General features: G+C 60.4%; 18 protein-coding genes. 16 read left to right on the top strand and 2 right to left on the bottom strand.

Features of this window, described 5'->3' with window-relative positions:
• Positions 1–58: 58 nt before the first annotated feature.
• The 3 genes from Q1B16_RS08680 to Q1B16_RS08670 are packed head-to-tail and all read left to right on the top strand — an operon-like array spanning position 59 to position 3,134.
• A complete protein-coding gene (locus Q1B16_RS08680) occupies positions 59–1,609 on the top strand; it encodes a phytoene desaturase (RefSeq protein WP_299786656.1) in 1,551 nt (516 codons plus the stop codon).
• Positions 1,606–2,646 carry a 15-cis-phytoene synthase gene (gene crtB, locus Q1B16_RS08675; protein WP_299786654.1) on the top strand — a complete coding sequence of 347 codons (1,041 nt, stop codon included), beginning with the start codon at positions 1,606–1,608 and terminating at the stop codon, positions 2,644–2,646. The genes Q1B16_RS08680 and crtB overlap by 4 nt, the downstream gene beginning before the upstream one ends.
• A gap of 5 nt (positions 2,647–2,651) precedes the next feature.
• Entirely contained in the window at positions 2,652–3,134 is a 483-nt protein-coding gene (locus Q1B16_RS08670) for a TspO/MBR family protein (RefSeq protein ID WP_299786652.1), read from the top strand.
• Here the strand turns inward: Q1B16_RS08670 and crtC are convergent.
• The gene (gene crtC / locus Q1B16_RS08665) at positions 3,131–4,021 is read right to left on the bottom strand and encodes a carotenoid 1,2-hydratase (RefSeq protein ID WP_299787846.1); all 891 of its coding nucleotides are present in this window, start codon (positions 4,019–4,021) and stop codon (positions 3,131–3,133) included. The genes Q1B16_RS08670 and crtC overlap by 4 nt on opposite strands.
• Positions 3,976–5,547 (bottom strand): 1-hydroxycarotenoid 3,4-desaturase CrtD, encoded by a 1,572-nt coding sequence (gene crtD / locus Q1B16_RS08660; RefSeq protein WP_299786651.1) that lies wholly within the window; start codon positions 5,545–5,547, stop codon positions 3,976–3,978. Before crtD ends, crtC begins: the two co-directional genes overlap by 46 nt.
• 95 nt (positions 5,548–5,642) lie before the next feature.
• On the opposite strand from crtD, the gene Q1B16_RS08655 reads away from it, so the two are divergent.
• From Q1B16_RS08655 to dxs, 13 genes are all read left to right on the top strand, one after another.
• Positions 5,643–6,518 (top strand): polyprenyl synthetase family protein, encoded by an 876-nt coding sequence (locus tag Q1B16_RS08655; protein ID WP_299786648.1) that lies wholly within the window; start codon positions 5,643–5,645, stop codon positions 6,516–6,518.
• 1 nt (position 6,519) lies between these two features.
• Positions 6,520–7,659: a methyltransferase gene (locus Q1B16_RS08650; protein ID WP_299786643.1), complete on the top strand. Its 1,140-nt coding sequence runs from the start codon at positions 6,520–6,522 to the stop codon at positions 7,657–7,659.
• A 148-nt stretch (positions 7,660–7,807) separates the two neighbouring features.
• Positions 7,808–8,749: a chlorophyll synthesis pathway protein BchC gene (bchC, locus tag Q1B16_RS08645; RefSeq protein WP_299786641.1), complete on the top strand. Its 942-nt coding sequence runs from the start codon at positions 7,808–7,810 to the stop codon at positions 8,747–8,749.
• A complete protein-coding gene (locus Q1B16_RS08640) occupies positions 8,746–9,747 on the top strand; it encodes a chlorophyllide a reductase iron protein subunit X (protein ID WP_299786639.1) in 1,002 nt (333 codons plus the stop codon). Before bchC ends, Q1B16_RS08640 begins: the two co-directional genes overlap by 4 nt.
• Positions 9,748–9,796: 49 nt before the next feature.
• Complete coding sequence (bchY, locus tag Q1B16_RS08635; protein WP_299786637.1) at positions 9,797–11,371, top strand: chlorophyllide a reductase subunit Y; 1,575 nt, start codon at positions 9,797–9,799, stop codon at positions 11,369–11,371.
• The gene (gene bchZ / locus Q1B16_RS08630) at positions 11,365–12,831 is read left to right on the top strand and encodes a chlorophyllide a reductase subunit Z (RefSeq protein ID WP_299786635.1); all 1,467 of its coding nucleotides are present in this window, start codon (positions 11,365–11,367) and stop codon (positions 12,829–12,831) included. Before bchY ends, bchZ begins: the two co-directional genes overlap by 7 nt.
• A complete protein-coding gene (gene pufQ, locus Q1B16_RS08625) occupies positions 12,828–13,055 on the top strand; it encodes a cytochrome PufQ (RefSeq protein ID WP_299786633.1) in 228 nt (75 codons plus the stop codon). Before bchZ ends, pufQ begins: the two co-directional genes overlap by 4 nt.
• Positions 13,056–13,172: 117 nt before the next feature.
• Positions 13,173–13,322, top strand: coding sequence for a light-harvesting antenna LH1, beta subunit (gene pufB, locus Q1B16_RS08620; RefSeq protein WP_072778079.1), 150 nt, complete (start codon positions 13,173–13,175; stop codon positions 13,320–13,322).
• A gap of 14 nt (positions 13,323–13,336) precedes the next feature.
• Positions 13,337–13,492, top strand: coding sequence for a light-harvesting antenna LH1, alpha subunit (pufA, locus tag Q1B16_RS08615; RefSeq protein WP_085627475.1), 156 nt, complete (start codon positions 13,337–13,339; stop codon positions 13,490–13,492).
• Between the two features lie 137 nt (positions 13,493–13,629).
• Complete coding sequence (gene pufL, locus Q1B16_RS08610) at positions 13,630–14,469, top strand: photosynthetic reaction center subunit L (RefSeq protein WP_299786630.1); 840 nt, start codon at positions 13,630–13,632, stop codon at positions 14,467–14,469.
• A gap of 2 nt (positions 14,470–14,471) precedes the next feature.
• A complete protein-coding gene (pufM, locus tag Q1B16_RS08605) occupies positions 14,472–15,461 on the top strand; it encodes a photosynthetic reaction center subunit M (RefSeq protein ID WP_299786628.1) in 990 nt (329 codons plus the stop codon).
• Positions 15,461–16,537 (top strand): photosynthetic reaction center cytochrome PufC, encoded by a 1,077-nt coding sequence (gene pufC, locus Q1B16_RS08600; protein ID WP_299786626.1) that lies wholly within the window; start codon positions 15,461–15,463, stop codon positions 16,535–16,537. Before pufM ends, pufC begins: the two co-directional genes overlap by 1 nt.
• A 195-nt stretch (positions 16,538–16,732) precedes the next feature.
• Positions 16,733–18,658, top strand: a complete 1,926-nt coding sequence (gene dxs / locus Q1B16_RS08595) for a 1-deoxy-D-xylulose-5-phosphate synthase (protein ID WP_299786624.1) — start codon at positions 16,733–16,735, stop codon at positions 18,656–18,658.
• The last annotated feature ends 1 nt before the right edge of the window (position 18,659 follow it).

Here is an 18,659-nt window from a genome sequence, read left to right as displayed (position 1 = left end):
TTGACGCACCCCAGCGGCAAATTATTGTAAAGTAAAGTTGACAGTATATCATGGACTAATGATGACAAAACTCGATACGGCCCTGGCGGCGCATTCCGACAAGCTGACTTCGGCCCATGCCGTCGTCATCGGTGCCGGGCTAGGTGGATTGGCTTCGGCCATGCGATTGGGGGCGCTGGGCTACCGCGTCACCGTGATCGACAAATTGGATGTTCCGGGTGGACGCGGATCGTGCATCTGGAAAGACGGACATCGGTTCGATCTTGGTCCGACCATCGTCACCGTTCCGCAGGTTTTCAAAGAGTTATGGGCAGCATGCGGCAAGGATTTCCACGAAGAAGTCGATCTCCGCCCGCTTGACCCTTTTTATGAAATCCGCTGGCCTGACGGGTCCAGTTTCACCGCTCGGCAAGACACCAATGCGATGCGGGAAGAGGTGCGGCGCCTGTCTCCGGACGATGTGCCCGGCTACGAAAAGTTCTTGCGCGACAGCGAGGAACGATACTGGTTCGGGTTCGAGGATTTGGGCCGACGGTCGATGCACAAGCTGACGGATCTGATTCGCGTGCTGCCGCGTTTCGCTATGCTCCGCGCGGACCGGTCGGTTTATGCCCATGCGGCCAAACGCGTGAAAGATGAGCGGTTGCGCATGGCCCTGTCGTTTCATCCGCTTTTCATCGGCGGTGATCCGTTCAACGTGACGTCGATGTATATCCTCGTGTCGCACCTCGAGAAGGAATTCGGGGTGCATTACGCGATGGGCGGGGTCGCCGCGATTGCGGAAAACATGGCCAAGATCATTGGCGAACAGGGCGGAACGCTGCGCATGGAGACCGAGGTTGACGAGATCCTCGTCAAAAATGGCCGGGCGCGGGGTGTCAAACTCGCTTCGGGTGACGTTCTGACCGCCGATGTCGTAGTGTCGAACGCCGATGCCGGCTTCACCTACGACCACCTTTTGCGCAATCAACCGCGCAAACGTTGGACGCCGAAAAAGCTGAAATCCCGCAGATGGTCGATGGGGCTGTATGTCTGGTACTTCGGGACCAAGGGCACGCGCGAAATGTGGAAGGACGTGGGGCACCACACGATCCTCAACGGACCGCGCTACAAAGAGCTGGTGCGCGACATCTTCATGGGCGGGAAAGTACCCGATGACTTTTCGCTTTACGTCCACCGGCCCACCGTGACCGATCCAAGTGCAGCGCCCGAGGGCGACGACACTTTCTACGTTCTAAGCCCAGTTCCCCACTTGGGGCACGAAGATGCCGCCGATTGGAAGGATCTCGAACGTCAGTATCGGGTGCGCCTGACCAAGGCGTTGGAGGAACAGCTTTTGCCTGGCTTCTCGAGCCGTGTGACAGCCAGCGAGGTCTTCACTCCGGAAACGTTCAAGGATCGATACCTCTCGCCTCACGGGTCGGGTTTTTCCATCGAACCCCGCATCCTGCAAAGCGCGTGGTTCCGGCCGCACAACGTCAGTGAAGAACTCAAGGGGCTTTTCCTCACCGGTGCAGGAACCCATCCTGGCGCGGGGCTTCCGGGCGTCATTTCGTCCGCCGAAGTGCTTGAACAGCTTGTTCCCGACCCCGCCACGGTGCGCGGATGACCTGCCCGCAGACGGACATGGAGGCCTGCCGCGAGGCGATCCGCCATGGGTCCCTGTCGTTCCACATGGCGTCGCGGCTTTTGCCCGCGGGCGTGCGTGACCCTTCATTGGCGCTCTATGCATTTTGCCGTCTGGCGGATGATGCGGTCGATCTTCAACAGGAAAAAGCGGCGGCGGTTCTCAAGCTTCAGGACCGGCTGGAGCGGATTTATTCTGGTCGGCCCGATAACGCCGCCGCCGATCGGGCCTTTGCCCGCGTGGTCGAGGAGTTCGACATGCCGCGCGCCCTACCCGACGCGCTTCTCGAAGGTTTGGCGTGGGACGCCATGGGCCGCCGATACGACAGCCTGTCCGAACTGTTCGATTATTCCGCCCGCGTCGCCTCCGCTGTTGGTGTGATGATGTGCGTCTTGATGCGCGTCCGTGATCCGAACGCGCTGGCAAGGGCATCCGATCTGGGCGTTGCGATGCAGCTGACCAATATCGCGCGGGACATCGGAGAGGACGCTCTTGAAGGCCGGATCTATCTGCCACTCGACTGGCTGGACGAAGCCGGATTGAGCGCGGATCGCTTCCTTTCTGATCCCAGACCGACCAAAGCGATCCGCCAAATGACACGTCGCTTGGTGATGCAAGCCAACCGTCTTTACATGCGGTCCGAGGCCGGTGTTGCCGCCCTTCCGGTCTCCGCACGACCTGGGATCTACGCGGCGCGCTTTATCTACGCCGGTATCGGGGGTCAGGTTCAAAGCAGCGGATATGATTCGATCTCATCGCGGGCGCACACGTCGAAGCCTCAGAAACTGGGCTGGCTGGCGGTTTCCGCAGCACGCGCGGCGATGACCGTAGTGATGCCGAAATCCGCCGTGCTTTATGCCAGAAGCCTGCCGGAAACGCAGTTTCTTGTGGATGCCGCTGGCCGTCAAAGCCAGCGCCGGACCCGGTCCGATGCTCTGTTCGAAGCGCTGTCGCAAGTCGCGCAGAGCGAGAGAGAACAGCGAAATGCCTTGAATGGCGCGCAGGGTCGGCCTACCTGAGTTAAATGTTTTGGCTCTTGTTCGGCATTTTTCTCGCGGCCTGTTTCGCGGCAGGGTCGACCGGCGGATTGTTTCCGCCGGGCCCGTGGTATCGAAATCTGAACAAGCCGTTCTGGACTCCGCCGGATTGGGTATTTCCGGTGGTCTGGACAACACTTTACCTTTGCATGGCAACCGCCGGCGCACGCGTGGCGCTTCTGCCGGAGAACGGGATTGCGATGGCGTTCTGGGCGTTGCAGGTCGCGCTTAACGGATTGTGGACGCCTGTATTTTTCGGGCTGAAGCGTATCCGTCTGGGGATGTTCGTGCTGTCGGCCTTGTGGGTCTCGGTCTTTGCCACATTGGTGGCGCTATGGTCGGTCGATTGGATCGCCGGTGCATTGTTCATCCCATATCTCATCTGGGTCACGATTGCCGGTGCTCTCAATGCGAGCGTCTGGCGTTTGAATCCGCAAGAAGCCAAACAAGCGGGCGCGCCCGTCGCTTAATCGCCCGTCGCTTTATTGATGAATGACCAGTTTTTTCGGCGCGGCACCCTGACGGCCAGCATCGGTTTGAGCAAAGGCGACCTGAATCGCGTCAGGTCCAACGCTTCGTGCACACCAACCGTTTTTTCACCGTTCAATCGCGTCTCGACCATGGATCTGGAATAGAACGGTGCATCAAGCATGTTCATCACCTGTCGCGGCCTGAAGCCATAATCGCCCCGCGTTTCACGGCGAACCGCCCAGAGCGAGCGTTTGAATTCAAGCTGTGGAGGCAGGTCGATTTCAGACGCAGTTCCATCGGCATCGAAGTGAAAACCTGCGCCAAGCTCTGATCCGTCAAGCCGCGTTGCATCGTAGAAGCATGTGCTTCCGTCGGCGTTCGGATATCTTCCCCAGGTCCAGTAAGAAAAATCCTCTTCCAAAGCGCGGGTGCCGAAATTCGCGTCGAAGTACCCGTGGCCATCCCATTGCCAACCGGGTGCATCGAGATTGACAGAGATGTCAGACACCGGCCCGAACGGTCGCCAGACATGGGCGCCGTCTTCAGTCAGCGGAAGCTCCACCTGAGTGATCGCGGTGGGCGTGACGGTGATGGTCCCCCGGACGCGGCTGATGATCGGAGGCCCCGATATTTCATTGACGTCGATCACCAGTTTCCCGTTTTTCCAGGACATCGACGATGGACCAACGGTAAGGCTGTTCGCGGTCTGACGCAGTGCAGGCTGGCCACGATCGGTCATCGTGAACCGTCCGCCGGGCCCATAGGTTGCGACGTTGATGCAGACATGGTCTTCGGGGTTCTTGCGGCCTGACCAGCGATACCACGGCGAAAAGACCGACCCTATGAACCCGATGACCGAGACAGCGCGTTTGCCGTCCGCGCTGATGCCGTCGACGTACCACCAGGCGTAACCGTTTTCCGGGACCTTGAGGTTGAAGTTCGGTCCGTCACAATCGCCTCGGCCGCGTGCCTGCCGGAGAGCGCCGCCATCGGGACGCCCGCCCCCGGATGCGTTCCGCCGCCCGCCAGATACAGCCCCTTGATCCTGGTCCGTGCTGTCGGCCGCTCCAAGGCGGCTGTCATCCCGTGCGGGGTCTGCCCGTAAAGCGAACCGGCGCTGCCGGGGAAGAGCGCGTCGAAGGTCTTCGCCGTCGTCAGGCCGTCCGGTCCCGGTTCCGGTGAGAAGCTCAGCCCAAAGCGGCGAAGAAGGGGAAAAGTCCGTGTGTGACATATCTCGTAATCCTCGGGCTGTGCCGCACGCTGCGTCAGAGGCGGCGTGTTCATGATGATTTCGAACCGTTCGGTTTTGGGCGTCGGGCTATCCTGTCCGCGATCTTCCGCGCAGACGTAAAGCGAGGGATCGGACGGGATGAAGCCGCGCTCGATCTCGGCGAATTCGTTTTTCGACGGATCACAGAAGAAGACATTGTGATGAACCAGGTCGATTTCCGACGGCGTCGCGCGGAAGCTCCAGACGTTTGCCGAATGGCTACGCGCACGCTTGGTGGTCATCTTGGCGGTTTCGGATGTCGCGGCGCCAAGAAGACCAAGGGCCAGCGCGCGCGGATCGCCATTGAAGACGACATGGTCGGCGTAGAGCGTTTCACCTGATTCCAACGTGACGCCGGACACACCGCCAAAGGCCGTATTGATCTTTTGGACCGCCGCGTTTGTTCTGATTGTGCCGCCCTTGCGCTCGATCAGGGATGCAATTGCCTGCGCAAGCGCGCTCATCCCGCCTTTGACGCACCAGACGCCACGCGCTTCGGCGTCCCAAATCAGGGATAATAGGGCAGGCGATCGATCCGGCGATCCGCCCACATAAGTTGCGTACCGACCGAAAAGCTGACGCAGGCGCGGATCCGTGAAGCTGCGATCAAGTAGCTTCTTCAGGGTTTGGCCAACGCCCATATCCCGTATCAGCGACGGGTGCTTCATTACATGCGATGTCAAAGAGCCCAGCTTGGGCTCAGGGTGAATCATCACGGGGTCCCGAAACCCGTCGAAAAGCCGCGCGGCGCGGTCGGCAAAGGTGAGGAACTCCGATCTGGCCGTATCCCCAGCGAAGGCTCCGATGGCCTCTGCGCTTTGGGCGCGACCCGGGAACAGATCAAGCGGTCCGCTGCCCGGCCACCAATGACGGGCCAGAATGGTTTGCGGGATCAGCGTGACGTGATCCGACAGCATTTCCCCGACATCGTCGAACAACGCCTCGAACACGTCGAGCATGGTCAGCACGGTCGGCCCTGCATCGACGCCATTGACCTGACGCATCTTGCCGCCGGGAACGGACTGCCGTTCGAGGACGGTCACATCGAATCCACGGTGCACCAGAGGCAGGGCGGTCGCCAGCCCCCCGATCCCCGCACCAATCACAATGACGCGGCCAGAACTGTGTCGTGGCTTTTTCATTATCGAATTGTTGACTCGCAATTGCCAAGTGTCCAGTATGGTTTACACTAGTGTGTCAGATCAAGATGACAATATAATGTTTTCAGGAGTGTTCGATGGGACTTCAGACCCGTATCAATTCCGCTGTTGAGGCGGCAATTCGCATCGGACAGGGCGGGACTGCCCCCGCCAAGTTGTCGGACGCTTTGCATTATGCGTGTACGCCCGGCGGCGCGCGCATCCGTCCGACAATACTGATGTCGGTCGCGATGGCTTGCGGAGACGATTCGCCGAAGGTGGCGGATGCGGCCGCAGCTGCGCTCGAGTTGATCCATTGCGCCAGCCTGGTGCATGACGATCTTCCCTGTTTCGACGATGCTGACCTGCGCCGTGGCAAGCCATCGGTGCACCGTGCCTATTCGGAGCCTCTTGCCGTTCTGACAGGTGACTCGCTGATCATTCTGGCATTCGAAGTGCTTGCCCTGGCAGCGGAGCATTCGCCGGATCGCGCAATCCGACTTATTCGAGCGCTGAGCCGACAATCCGGTATGCCGCACGGTATTTGCGCGGGGCAGGGATGGGAGAGCGAAGCCAAGATCGACCTGTCAGCCTACCACAAATCCAAGACCGGCGCTTTGTTCATCGCGGCGACCCAGATGGGTGCCATCGCCGCCGGTCAGGACGAAGAGCCGTGGTACGAATTGGGGGCCCGCATCGGCGAGGCGTTCCAGGTCGCCGATGATCTGCGCGACGCTTTGTATGACAGCGAAGTGCTTGGCAAACCAGTGGGCCAAGACGATCTGCACGGACGACCCAATGCCGTCACCGTGCTGGGTGTCGACGGCGCGCAGTCGCGGCTGAGGGATATCTTGTCCGGCGCGATCTCGTCGATCCCGTCCTGCCCCGGTGAGGCGCAATTGGCGGAAATGGTGCGCATGCAAGCGGAACGTCTGACCCCCGTTCTCGAAACCCGCGCCGCCCGAGCCGGGTAGAATGGCGCTGGCCTCGGATATCCCGCCTGTTGGATACCGTCCAAAGCTGGGGCTTCGCACCCGTCTGATGCGGATCATTGCTCGGCCCGCATTTCAGCGCTGGGCGTCCTCGTTTCCCCTGACACGTGGAACAGCTGCGAAAGATGGGGCTGAGCTTTTCGATATCGTTCAGGGCTTCGTCAAATCGCAGATTCTTTTCGCTTTGGTTGAGTTGCGCGTTCTGCATCGGCTGATGGAGGGTGCCCAAAGCGCCGATCAGCTGGCGCAGGTCTTGGGACTGCGATCCGAGAAAATGGACCGTCTTCTGATGGCAGCCACAGCGATGAAGCTGACCAAACGCGATCGTGCGGGCCGGTATGCTTTGGCCCGCAAGGGCGCTGCGATGATCGGCGTTCCGGGGCTTGAGGACATGATCCGTCATCACGCTGCGTTTTACCGGGATCTCAGCGATCCGGTCGCTTTGTTGCGAGGCGACGTTGACACGGAACTCGCAGCTTTCTGGCCTTACGTGTTTGGCGCGGGCAACGCGACCGACGCGGACACCTCCGACAGATATTCCGACCTGATGGCGCGGTCGCAAGAGATTGTTGCTGCGGACACGCTGGCCAGCGTCGACCTGGGCAAGGCTCGGCATCTTCTGGATATCGGCGGAGGGTACGGCGTGTTCGCCGAGGCTGCCGCTCTGAAGTATCCGAAGCTTGAAGCGACCGTATTTGACCTTCCTGCGGTTGCGCCAAACGCCACGACGCGTCTGCGCGCGTCGAAAGCAAGCGACCGCCTGAACTTTGTTCCCGGCTCCTTTCGTGACGATCCGCTGCCTGAGGGCGCGGATGTGATCTCTGTGATCCGAGTGCTGTACGACCACGAGGATCACACTGTCGTCGCGTTGCTGGCCAAGGTTTTCGAGGCACTTCCGAAAGGCGGGCAGCTACTGGTTTCAGAACCGATGTCCGGCGGCACAACGCCGGAAATCGCTGGCGATGTGTATTTCAGTTTCTACTGCATGGCGTTGCAGACCGGCACTGTACGCAGCGCCGACAGGATCGGGGCTCTGTGCCGCGATGCAGGTTTCACGAGCGTCAAAACATATCCTTCGCGCCGCCCGTTTGTGACCACCACACTGACCGCTGCAAAGCCATGAAACCTGCGAGACCAGTGTTTTCCATTCCAAAGTGTCTAATATAGTTGACAGATATGTGTGTAAGAATAAACTGACACATGAAGACGTGCCGATGACACCCCGGATTCGATTCTAGGAAACCGTCGCACTCGAACCGGAGGAGGTAAGGATGCAAACGAACGCCATTGTGCTGAACGCACCCAAGACCCTTGCTCTCAAAACCGTACAACTCAACGATCCCGGTCCTGACGATCTGGTGGTGGACATCGCTCATTCCGGCATTTCGACCGGGACGGAAAAGCTGTTTTGGACGGGTGACATGCCGCCGTTTCCGGGTATGGGATATCCGCTCATTCCCGGCTACGAAGCGTCCGGCGAAGTCGTCGAGGCGGGTGCGAATACCGGGTACAAGCCCGGAGATCATGTCTTCGTGCCGGGTGCGAACTGCTATGATGGCGTGTTCGGCCTGTTCGGCGGCGCGACGCATCGCCTGGTCACATCGCAGGATCGCGTCACTCGGATCGACCGGGCGCTGGGCGCTCAGGGTGCTCTTCTCGCCCTGGCAGCGACGGCGCGTCATGCGATGGCTGGGCTCGACAAGACGGTGCCCGATCTGATCGTCGGGCACGGTGTTCTCGGTCGGCTGCTCGCTCGTCTCACCATCGCCGCAGGCGCCCCAGCGCCAACCGTCTGGGAAATCAATCCCGATCGTGTCGACGGTGCCGACGGGTACGAGGTCAAGCATCCCGATGCCGACGACCGCAGGGACTATCGGTCGATCTACGACGCAAGCGGCAATGGCGGATTGCTGAACGATCTTGTCGGTCGGATCGCCAAAGGTGGTGAGATCGTGCTTGCCGGCTTCTACACCCAGCCGCTGCAATTCGCCTTCCCGCCCGCCTTCATGAAAGAGGCGCGGTTCCGCGTGGCCGCCGAATGGGCGCGCGATGATCTCGCGGCCACACGGACGCTGGTCGAGAACGGCGCGCTGAGCCTTGACGGCCTTATCACACATCAAGCGGCAGCGACCGATGCTCCGGACGCCTATCGCACGGCGTTCGAGGATCCGACCTGCCTGAAAATGATCCTCAACTGGGAGACGCCTTCGTGAAAGACGACGTTCCAAATCTCAAAGACTTCGACCAGCGCCTACGTGACGAGGCAAACGAAGATCTTGCCGATGTGCTGCCCACCGAGGCCACCAAGAAAACCCAGATCATCGCGATCTATGGCAAGGGCGGGATCGGCAAATCCTTCACGCTCGCGAATCTCAGCCACATGATGGCCGAACAGGGCAAGCGGGTGTTGCTGATCGGCTGTGATCCCAAATCCGACACGACCTCTCTGCTGTTCGGCGGCAAGGCTTGCCCGACGATCATCGAAACCTCGACCAAGAAGAAGCTGGCCGGGGAAGAGGTGAAGATCGGCGATGTCTGCTTCAAGCGCGGCGGTGTCTTTGCGATGGAGCTTGGCGGACCGGAAGTGGGTCGTGGCTGTGGTGGCCGTGGGATCATCCACGGGTTCGAGCTGCTTGAAAAGCTGGGCTTCCATGATTGGGATTTCGATTACGTCTTGCTCGACTTCCTGGGCGATGTCGTCTGCGGTGGCTTCGGCCTGCCGATCGCGCGTGACATGGCGCAGAAGGTGATCCTTGTCGCGTCGAACGATCTTCAATCGCTCTACGTCGCGAACAATGTCTGTTCCGCTGTCGAATATTTCCGCCGTCTTGGTGGCAATGTGGGTGTGGCCGGTCTTGTCATCAACAAGGATGACGGCTCGGGCGAGGCGCAGGCTTTTGCCGAGGCGGTCAAAATCCCCGTTCTGGCCTCAATCCCGCAGGATGACGACCTGCGCAAGAAATCCGCGAATTACCAGATCGTTGGCACTGATGCGTCCCCCTGGGGAAGCCTTTTTGCCGAGCTTGGTCTGAACGTGGGCGAAGCGCCGCCCGTGCGCCCCGCTCCCCTGAATCAGGACCAACTTCTTGAGCTGTTCGACGGGTCCGAAACTGGCGCCGGGTACACGCTTGTGCCCGCAACCGACACGGACATGCGCGGCAAAAACGCGGCCCCGGCCGAGTCTTTGGAAGTGATCTACGACGACGCGTGACGGCTAGCCCCCTGACCGCCTCTTGGGAACCAAATGAGAAGTTGAAAACGTGACAAACGAAGCAACATACGACGAGACGGCAGAGGTTGAGGTGATCCGTGGGGAACCACGGGTCGACGCCCCCGATGCGCCGGTGCTGGCGGATGGGCTTGGGTGTCACTCGGGCTCCGAAATGGAAAAGGCCGCACGCATGGCGGGCAATTCCGAGATGCTGGACCAGTTCGCCAAGGATTATCCGAAAGGCCCGCACGACCAGCCGCAATCCATGTGTCCGGCCTTCGGGTCGCTGCGTGTTGGCCTCCGGATGAAACGCACAGCTACGATCCTGTCGGGATCGGCCTGCTGCGTTTACGGTCTGACCTTTGTGTCTCACTTCTATGGCGCACGTCGCTCGGTTGGATATGTGCCGTTTAATTCCGAGACTTTGGTGACTGGCAAGCTGTACGAAGATATCCGAGACAGCGTTCACGAAATGGCCGACCCGGATCGGTTCGACGCGATTGTCGTGACCAACCTGTGCGTGCCCACCGCCTCCGGGGTGCCGCTGCGTCTGCTTCCGAAAGAAATCAACGGCGTTCGGATCGTCGGCATCGACGTTCCCGGTTTCGGTATCCCGACCCACGCCGAGGCGAAAGATGTTCTTGCCGGAGCGATGCTCAACTACGCCCGTGAAGAGGTGAAGGCAGGTCCGGTGCAAGCCCCCGATGGCGGCAAGTCGGATCGTCCGACCGTCGCCCTTCTGGGCGAAATGTTCCCGGCTGATCCCATGATGATCGGTGCGATGCTGGCCCCGATGGGTCTTGCGGCTGGCCCCGTGGTTCCCTGCCGTGAGTGGCGCGAATTGTACGCAGCACTGGATTGCGGTGTCGTCGCAGCGATCCATCCTTTCTACACCGCCGCAATTCGTGAATTCGAAGCGGCGGGTCGCCCGATCGTCGGCTCTGCCCCGGTTGGCCACGACGGCACAGCCGCTTGGTTTGCGAACATCGGTGATGCGTTCAACATCCCGAAAGACCAAATCGCCGCTGCACAAAACGCGTTCCTGCCAGCAATCAAGGGCGCGCTTGCGGCCATGCCGATCAAGGGCACGATCACGCTGTCCGGTTACGAAGGGTCGGAGTTGCTGGTCGCGCGCCTGTTGGTCGAAAGTGGCGCAGACCTGCGCTATGTCGGCACCGCCTGCCCACGGACCAAGTGGTCCGAGCCGGATCGCGAGTGGTTGGAAAGCAAGGGCATCAAGGTCACCTATCGCGCGTCGCTCGAAGACGACTGCGCCGCGATGGAAGCCGTTAAGCCCGATCTTGCCATCGGCACAACTCCGGTCGTGCAGAAGGCCAAGGAGATGGGCATTCCCGGTCTCTACTACACGAACCTGATTTCGGCCCGTCCGCTTATGGGGCCGGCCGGGGCAGGATCATTGGCCGAAGTGATCAACGCAGCCATCGCGGGCAAGTCTCGCATGGACGACATGAAGGCGTTTTTCGAAGGTGTCGGTACCGGTGACACGGCTGGCGTCTGGGAAAAATCCCCGAACCTGCGTCCCGACTACCGCGCCCAAAACCTCAAGAAGCTCGAACGCGCCGAAAAGGCACGCATCGCCGCGAACGGGGGTGTGAAATGCTGATCCAGGATCATGACCGCGCGGGCGGCTATTGGGGGGCGGTTTACGCCTTTACTGCCGTCAAGGGTCTGCAAGTTGTCATCGACGGACCGGTCGGCTGCGAAAACCTGCCTGTCACATCCGTTTTGCACTACACTGACGCGCTTCCTCCGCATGAACTCCCTATCGTGGTGACTGGCCTCGGTGAGGAGGAGCTGGGTCGAGAGGGGACCGAGGGCGCGATGAAGCGCGCCTGGGGTGTGCTCGATCCAGCTCTACCTGCGGTCGTGGTTACTGGGTCGATCGCCGAGATGATCGGCGGTGGTGTGACTCCGATGGGCACGAACCTTCAGCGGTTCCTGCCACGGACCATCGACGAGGATCAGTGGGAAAGCGCGGATCGCGCGATGACGTGGATCTTTACGGAATTCGGCATGACCAAGGGTCGTATGCCGCCCGAGAAGAAGCGCGAAGAAGATGCCAAACCGCGCGTCAATATCCTTGGCCCGATGTATGGCACGTTCAACATGCCGTCTGATCTTGCCGAGATCCGGCGTCTGGTCGAAGGCATGGGGGCCGAGGTCAACATGGTTATGCCGCTGGGCGTACATCTGGCCGAGATGCGGAACCTCGTGAACGCTGACGTCAACATCTGCATGTATCGCGAATTCGGTCGCGGCCTGTGCGAATGCTTGGGCAAGCCGTACCTCCAAGCGCCCATCGGCATGGATTCCACCACAAAGTTCCTGCGCAAGCTGGGAGAAATGCTGGGTCTCGATCCGGAACCGTTCATCGAACAGGAAAAGCATTCGACGCTGAAGCCCGTCTGGGACCTCTGGCGCTCGGTCACGCAGGACTTCTTTGCGACAGCATCCTTTGGGATCGTCGCGAACGAGACCTATGCCCGTGGCATCCGCAACTATCTCGAAGGTGATCTTGGCCTGCCCTGCGCCTTTGCCGTCGCCCGCGTTGCCGGGGCGAAGACCAACAACGAAGAAGTGCGGTCGATGATCCACACCAAGAAGCCCTTGGTACTGATGGGATCGATCAACGAAAAGATGTACCTGGCCGAAATGAAGGCGGGGCATGGCCCGCAGCCGACATTCATTCCTGCGTCATTCCCTGGGGCCGCGATCCGCAGGCATACCGGAACACCGATGATGGGCTATGCAGGCGCGACCTACCTGCTTCAGGAAGTCTGCAACGGCCTCTTCGATGCGCTGTTCCATATCCTGCCGCTGGGCACGGAAATGGATCGGGCGGATGCCACCCTCACACCGCTGCGCCGGGATTTCCCTTGGGACACCGATGCGCAAGCCGAACTGGACCGGATCGTTTCCGAGCATCCGGTGCTCACTCGAATTTCTGCCGCCAAGAACCTGCGCGATGCCGCAGAGGCCGCAGCCCTGAAACAAGGTGCTGAACGCGTCGTCTTCGAGACGGTTCAGGCCCTGTCCAAATCCCAAGGAGGACCGACCACATGACGGATTTCACCTCTTCTGACACGCGCCCTCACAAGCACGGTCACACAAAACGCGGAACCGAGTTCCTGGTTTATTTCAGCATCATCTTCATCGTCGCGATCCCCTTCGCGACCGCGATCTGGATGCTCGATGTGTTCCAGAAACAGACGCTCAACCTGCGCGGCCCATTGGCCCGCGCATGGTGCGAAGCGGATCGGATCACGCCCCTGATTTTCTCGGCCTGATGGTCGAGATCACGAGACTGGCCACCCGGCGGGGTGGACAGGACCTGAGGGGCGCAAGCCCCGATGGACCCGGCCGCAGGGAGTGCGGCGTCAGCATAACGTTCCGGAGGAAAGTTCATGGCTGATAATACCGACCTGTCATTCACAGGTCTTACTGACGAGCAGGCCCAGGAGCTGCATTCCGTCTACATGAGCGGCCTTTGGCTGTTCTCGGCGGTTGCAGTGGTTGCACACCTCGCAACCTTCATCTGGCGCCCGTGGTTCTGAGGAAGGATTAGAAAATGGCAAAGTTCTACAAGATCTGGCTCATCTTTGATCCCCGTCGCGTGTTTGTCGCGCAGGGCGTCTTCCTCTTCCTGCTGGCTGCAATGATTCACCTGGTGGTGCTGTCCAACGGCATCAACTGGTTCGAAACCGCAGCAGCCGCTGGCATGTAAATGCTCGCGAGCTCGGAAGAGCTCAAAAGATCGCTGCGGGCGGCACCCGATTCCGGACCGCCCGCGGCAAAACCGAACTGAAACATGACGGCTGCACCTCTTTGAGGGACGCGCCGGCAAACGCGGAGATTAAGAAGATGGCGCTGCTCAGCTTCGAAAAGAAATACCGCGTCCGCGGAGGGACGCTGATCGGCGGCGATCTGTTCGACTTCTGGGTTGGGCCTTTTTACGTAGGCTTCTTCGGAGTCACGACCGCCTTTTTCGCTCTGCTCGGCACGATCCTCATTCTGTGGGGAGCGGCTGATCAAGGCACATTCAATCCATGGCTCATCAACATCGCGCCGCCCGACCTGAGTTACGGTCTGGGCATGGCACCGCTGATGGAAGGTGGCCTCTGGCAGATCATCACGTTCTGCGCAGTGGGCGCTTTCTGTAGCTGGGCGCTGCGCGAAGTGGAAATCTGCCGCAAGCTGGGGATCGGCTATCACGTACCGTTCGCCTTCAGCGTCGCGATTTTCGCTTACATGACCCTCGTGATCTTCCGGCCGCTCCTCATGGGCGCCTGGGGGCATGGCTTCCCGTATGGCATCTTCAGCCACCTCGACTGGGTGTCGAACACGGGCTACGCCTATCTGCACTTCCATTACAATCCGGCCCACATGATCGCGGTGACGTTCTTCTTCACCACCACCCTGGCGCTTGCGCTGCATGGTGGCCTGATCCTGTCGGCGGCGAACCCCGAAAAGGGTGAAGAGATGAAGACGCCGGATCACGAAGATACCTTCTTTCGTGATTTCATCGGCTACTCGGTCGGAACACTTGGTATCCACCGCGTTGGTCTGCTTCTCGCGCTGAACGCCGGTTTCTGGTCCGCGATCTGTATCATCATCTCTGGTCCCGTCTGGACGAAAGGCTGGCCCGAGTGGTGGAACTGGTGGCTCGAACTGCCCATCTGGGGCGCCAATGTGGGGATGTAATCATGGCTGAATATCAAAACATTTTCACACAGGTCCAGGTTCAGGGCACACCTGAATGGGGCATGGAGACCGAACAATCCGGTCAGGAACGCATGGGCCGACCCGGCTTTTCGACCCTGATCGGCTGGATCGGCAACGCACAGCTTGGCCCCGTTTGGCTTGGTTGGACCGGGATGGTGTCCCTCGCGACGGGTATCCTCGCGCTGAACATCATCGGCCTGAACATGCTGGCCCAGGTCGGTTGGTCGATCCCCGAGTTCATCCGTCAGCTGTTCTGGCTCGCGCTCGAACCGCCAAGCCCGGAATACGGGTTGCGCATTCCACCGCTGAACGATGGTGGATGGTACATCATCGCCAGCTTCTTCTTGCTGGTGTCGGTGATGAGCTGGTGGGCACGGACCTATCTGCTCGCCATGGAACACAAGATGGGCAAACACGTCTTCTGGGCGTTTGGCTCTGCAATCTGGCTGTTCCTTGTGCTGGGTCTCTTCCGTCCGATCCTGATGGGGTCTTGGTCAGAAGCGGTGCCTTACGGGATCTTCCCGCACCTCGACTGGACCACCGCGTTTTCGATCCGGTACGGCAACCTTTATTACAACCCGTTCCACGCGCTTTCGATCGTGTTCCTGTATGGCTCTGTCCTGCTTTTCGCGATGCACGGCGCGACCATTCTGGCTGTCACCCGCTATGGCGGCGACCGGGAACTGGAACAGATCGTGGACCGTGGCACCGCCACCGAACGCGCCGCCTTGTTCTGGCGCTGGACGATGGGCTTCAACGCCACGATGGAAGGCATCCACCGCTGGGCGTGGTGGTTCGCGGTTCTGACCCCGATCACCGGCGGCATCGGCATTCTTCTGACCGGCACCGTTGTGGACAACTGGTTCATCTGGGCCCAGGAGCATCACTTCGCTCCGATGTATGACGGCTCTTACGGATACGAAGCGTTTGGCACCACGTACCAGGGCTTCATTGGACAGGAGTCGAACTGATGCTTCCCAAGTGGTTCAATACATGGAACAGGGATAACCCGACCAACATCTACGGTCCGGCGATCCTTGTGGGGGCGGCCGGAGTGGCCGTCACCGTCGCCGCCTTCATCGTTGTCGTCGGCCAACCGTTCAAGACCGACAGTCTGCAAACCGGACCGCGTGGCACCGGCATGTCCGTGCCGGAATTCGTCAGCGAAGTCCGTGACGCAGATCCGACAATCGCCGGGTATCTGCGCCGCGACGATATCACGGAAGAAGATATCGCCGGGGTCAGCGCCGAAGCGTTGCAGAACGTGCCACCCGCCTTGGGCAACATATCGGACGAAGACTACGCCCGACTTGTCGTGGCGATGCGGTCCTGGACAGGTATTCCCGACCTGATGGAAGACCCGGACAACTACCAGACCCAGATCGCGTACACGATGGTGGGCATGGTCCAATCCATCAACGAAGACTGGATCGGCCACGTACAATCGAACGCGGTGGTGGGGGTGAACTGTTACACCTGTCACCGTGGCCAAGCGGTTCCGAGCGAGATCTGGTTCAGGCTTGGTCCGGTGAACGAGGCCGCTGGCGGATGGGCTGCGGTGCAGAACCGCGTGACAGTGCAAAGCCAGTACACCTCACTGCCGTCCGACGCGCTCGAGTCCTACCTTCTCGATTACGGTCGCATCGGAGTTCACGATCTTGAGGCTCACGTCGCCGCATATCCGTCGGAAGAGGGTTATCCGACTTGGCAGGACACGGAACGCACGTTCAGCCTCATGAACTATGTGTCCAACTCGCTCGGCGTGAACTGCGTGTTCTGTCACAACAGCCGCGCGTTCTACGACCCGGAGCAAGTGACGCCGCAATGGGCAACGGAAATGCTGGGGATCACCATGGTTCAGGAAATCAACAACGATTGGCTTGTTCCGCTCGAAGGACTGTATCCCGAAGAACGTCTTGGCCCGGTCTTTGCTGACGCACCAAAAGCCGCCTGCAAGACATGCCACAAAGGCTACCAGCAGCCTTTGCAAGGTCTCAACGTGATCGATGAATGGCCGGAACTGGCCCTCACCGATCCCGAGTCCTGATACGATTCCCAAGCGGTAGAGATATCGCTTGGGTCGCCAGATCCGGTTTTGATAGGTTCCCAAATGCAAAACCGGATGCGGGGCTCAACACCCCGGTTCCCTTCCTGTTGGCTACAGGAACCGGCGCCACGTTTCTGGGCAGCCCCTGGTAAACGTGGCGCCTCTTTTCCCTACGTCCTTTGAGGAGACTGCCAAATGACACGCCCCCAGACCCCCCATCTCGACCGCGTCGCCGGTCCGGCCGACCTTCGCAAGATGGACGACGCCTCGCTCAAGGATGTCGCCGATGAGCTGAGGTCCGAGGTGATCTCGGCCGTGTCTCAAACCGGCGGTCATCTTGGCTCCAGCCTCGGTGTCGTCGAACTGTCAGTCGCCATCCATGCGGTGTTCAATACGCCAATGGACAAGCTGATCTGGGACGTGGGGCATCAATGCTATCCCCATAAAATCCTCACGGGTCGTCGCGACCGAATGAACACCCTGCGTCAGAAGGACGGGCTGTCCGGCTTCACCAAGCGGAGCGAGTCCGAATACGATCCTTTCGGCGCGGCGCATTCCTCGACCTCCATTTCCGCAGCCCTCGGCTTTGCCGTTGGCCGCGAGATGGGCCGCCCGACCGGCGATGCGATCGCCGTCATCGGTGATGGCTCCATCAGTGCCGGCATGGCCTATGAAGCGATGAACAACGCGGGCCACGAAGGCCGCCGGCTGTTCGTGATCCTGAACGACAACGAGATGAGCATCGCCCCCCCAGTCGGCGCGATGTCATCCTACCTGAGCCGGATGTACGCGAACGACCCGCTCGCCAAGATGAAGTCCCTTGCCGAAGGGTTCGAAGCAGCCTTGCCCGCACCGATGCGCGAAAGCGCGAAACGCGCGCGCCAGCTCGTGACGGGCAATTTGCAAGGCACCGGAACACTGTTCGAAGAGCTTGGCTTTGAATATATCGGGCCGATCAACGGTCACGACATGGACCAGCTTCTTCCGGTCCTGCGCGCCGCCCGCGCCCGCGCCACCGGTCCGGTTCTGATCCACTGCTGCACCGTGAAGGGCAAGGGGTATGCCCCCGCCGAAAACAGCGCCGACAAGTATCACGGTGTTTCGAAATTCGATGTCGAATCCGGCACTCAGGCCAAATCCAGACCGAACGCGCCCAGCTACACCAAGGTGTTCGGCGACGCGTTGACCGAAGAGGCCGCACGCGATCCCAACATTGTCGGTGTAACGGCTGCCATGCCCGGAGGCACGGGCATCGACATTCTCGCGGACCGCTTTCCCGCGCGTGTCTTCGACGTCGGTATCGCGGAACAGCACGCGGTGACGTTCGCGGCGGCGATGGCGGCTTCGGGTCTCAAGCCGTTCTGCGCGATCTACTCGACCTTCCTGCAACGGGGCTATGACCAGGTCGTGCACGACGTGGCTTTGCAAAACTTGCCGGTGCGGTTTGCAATCGACCGCGCTGGGCTTGTGGGAGCAGATGGCGCAACCCACGCCGGGGCGTTTGATGTCGGTTACCTGAGCGCGCTTCCCAACATGACGATCATGGCCGCCGCCGATGAAGCGGAGCTGAAACACATGGTCGCCACTGCGGTCGCGCATGACAGCGGCCCCATCGCCTTCCGCTATCCGCGCGGGTCCGGCAATGGTGTCGCGCTTCCTGAACGCGGCGAGGTGCTCGAAATCGGCAAGGGGCGTGTGCTTCAAGAGGGGAGCGATATCGCATTCCTGAGCTTCGGCGCGCATCTCGCCGAAGTCGAAGCGGCGACACGCTTGCTCGAAAAAGATGGTGTGAGCGTCACGATTGCCGACGCACGCTTTGCCAAGCCCTTGGATATCGACCTCATCCTCAAGCTGTCCAGATCTCACGATGCCCTGATCACGGTAGAGCAGGGCGCGCGTGGCGGTTTCGGGGCGATGGTATTGCACGAGTTGGCGGATCGCGGTGCGCTGGATCACGGGCTCAAGATCCGGACCATGACCTTGCCCGACCGATTCATCGATCAGGCGTCCCCGGACGAAATGTACGCTGACGCGGGCATGACGCGCTTTGACCTTTACAAGGTAGCGGTGTCCCTGACGTCCAGCGATGGCAAGGTCGTGCCGCTTACAAAAGGCGCGTGAA

Origin of the sequence: uncultured Marivita sp. (assembly GCF_947488135.1) — a bacterium.
Lineage (GTDB): Bacteria > Pseudomonadota > Alphaproteobacteria > Rhodobacterales > Rhodobacteraceae > Marivita.
Note: the sequence above shows the minus strand (reverse complement) of the source record. Positions and strands in the feature narration are given on the sequence as shown.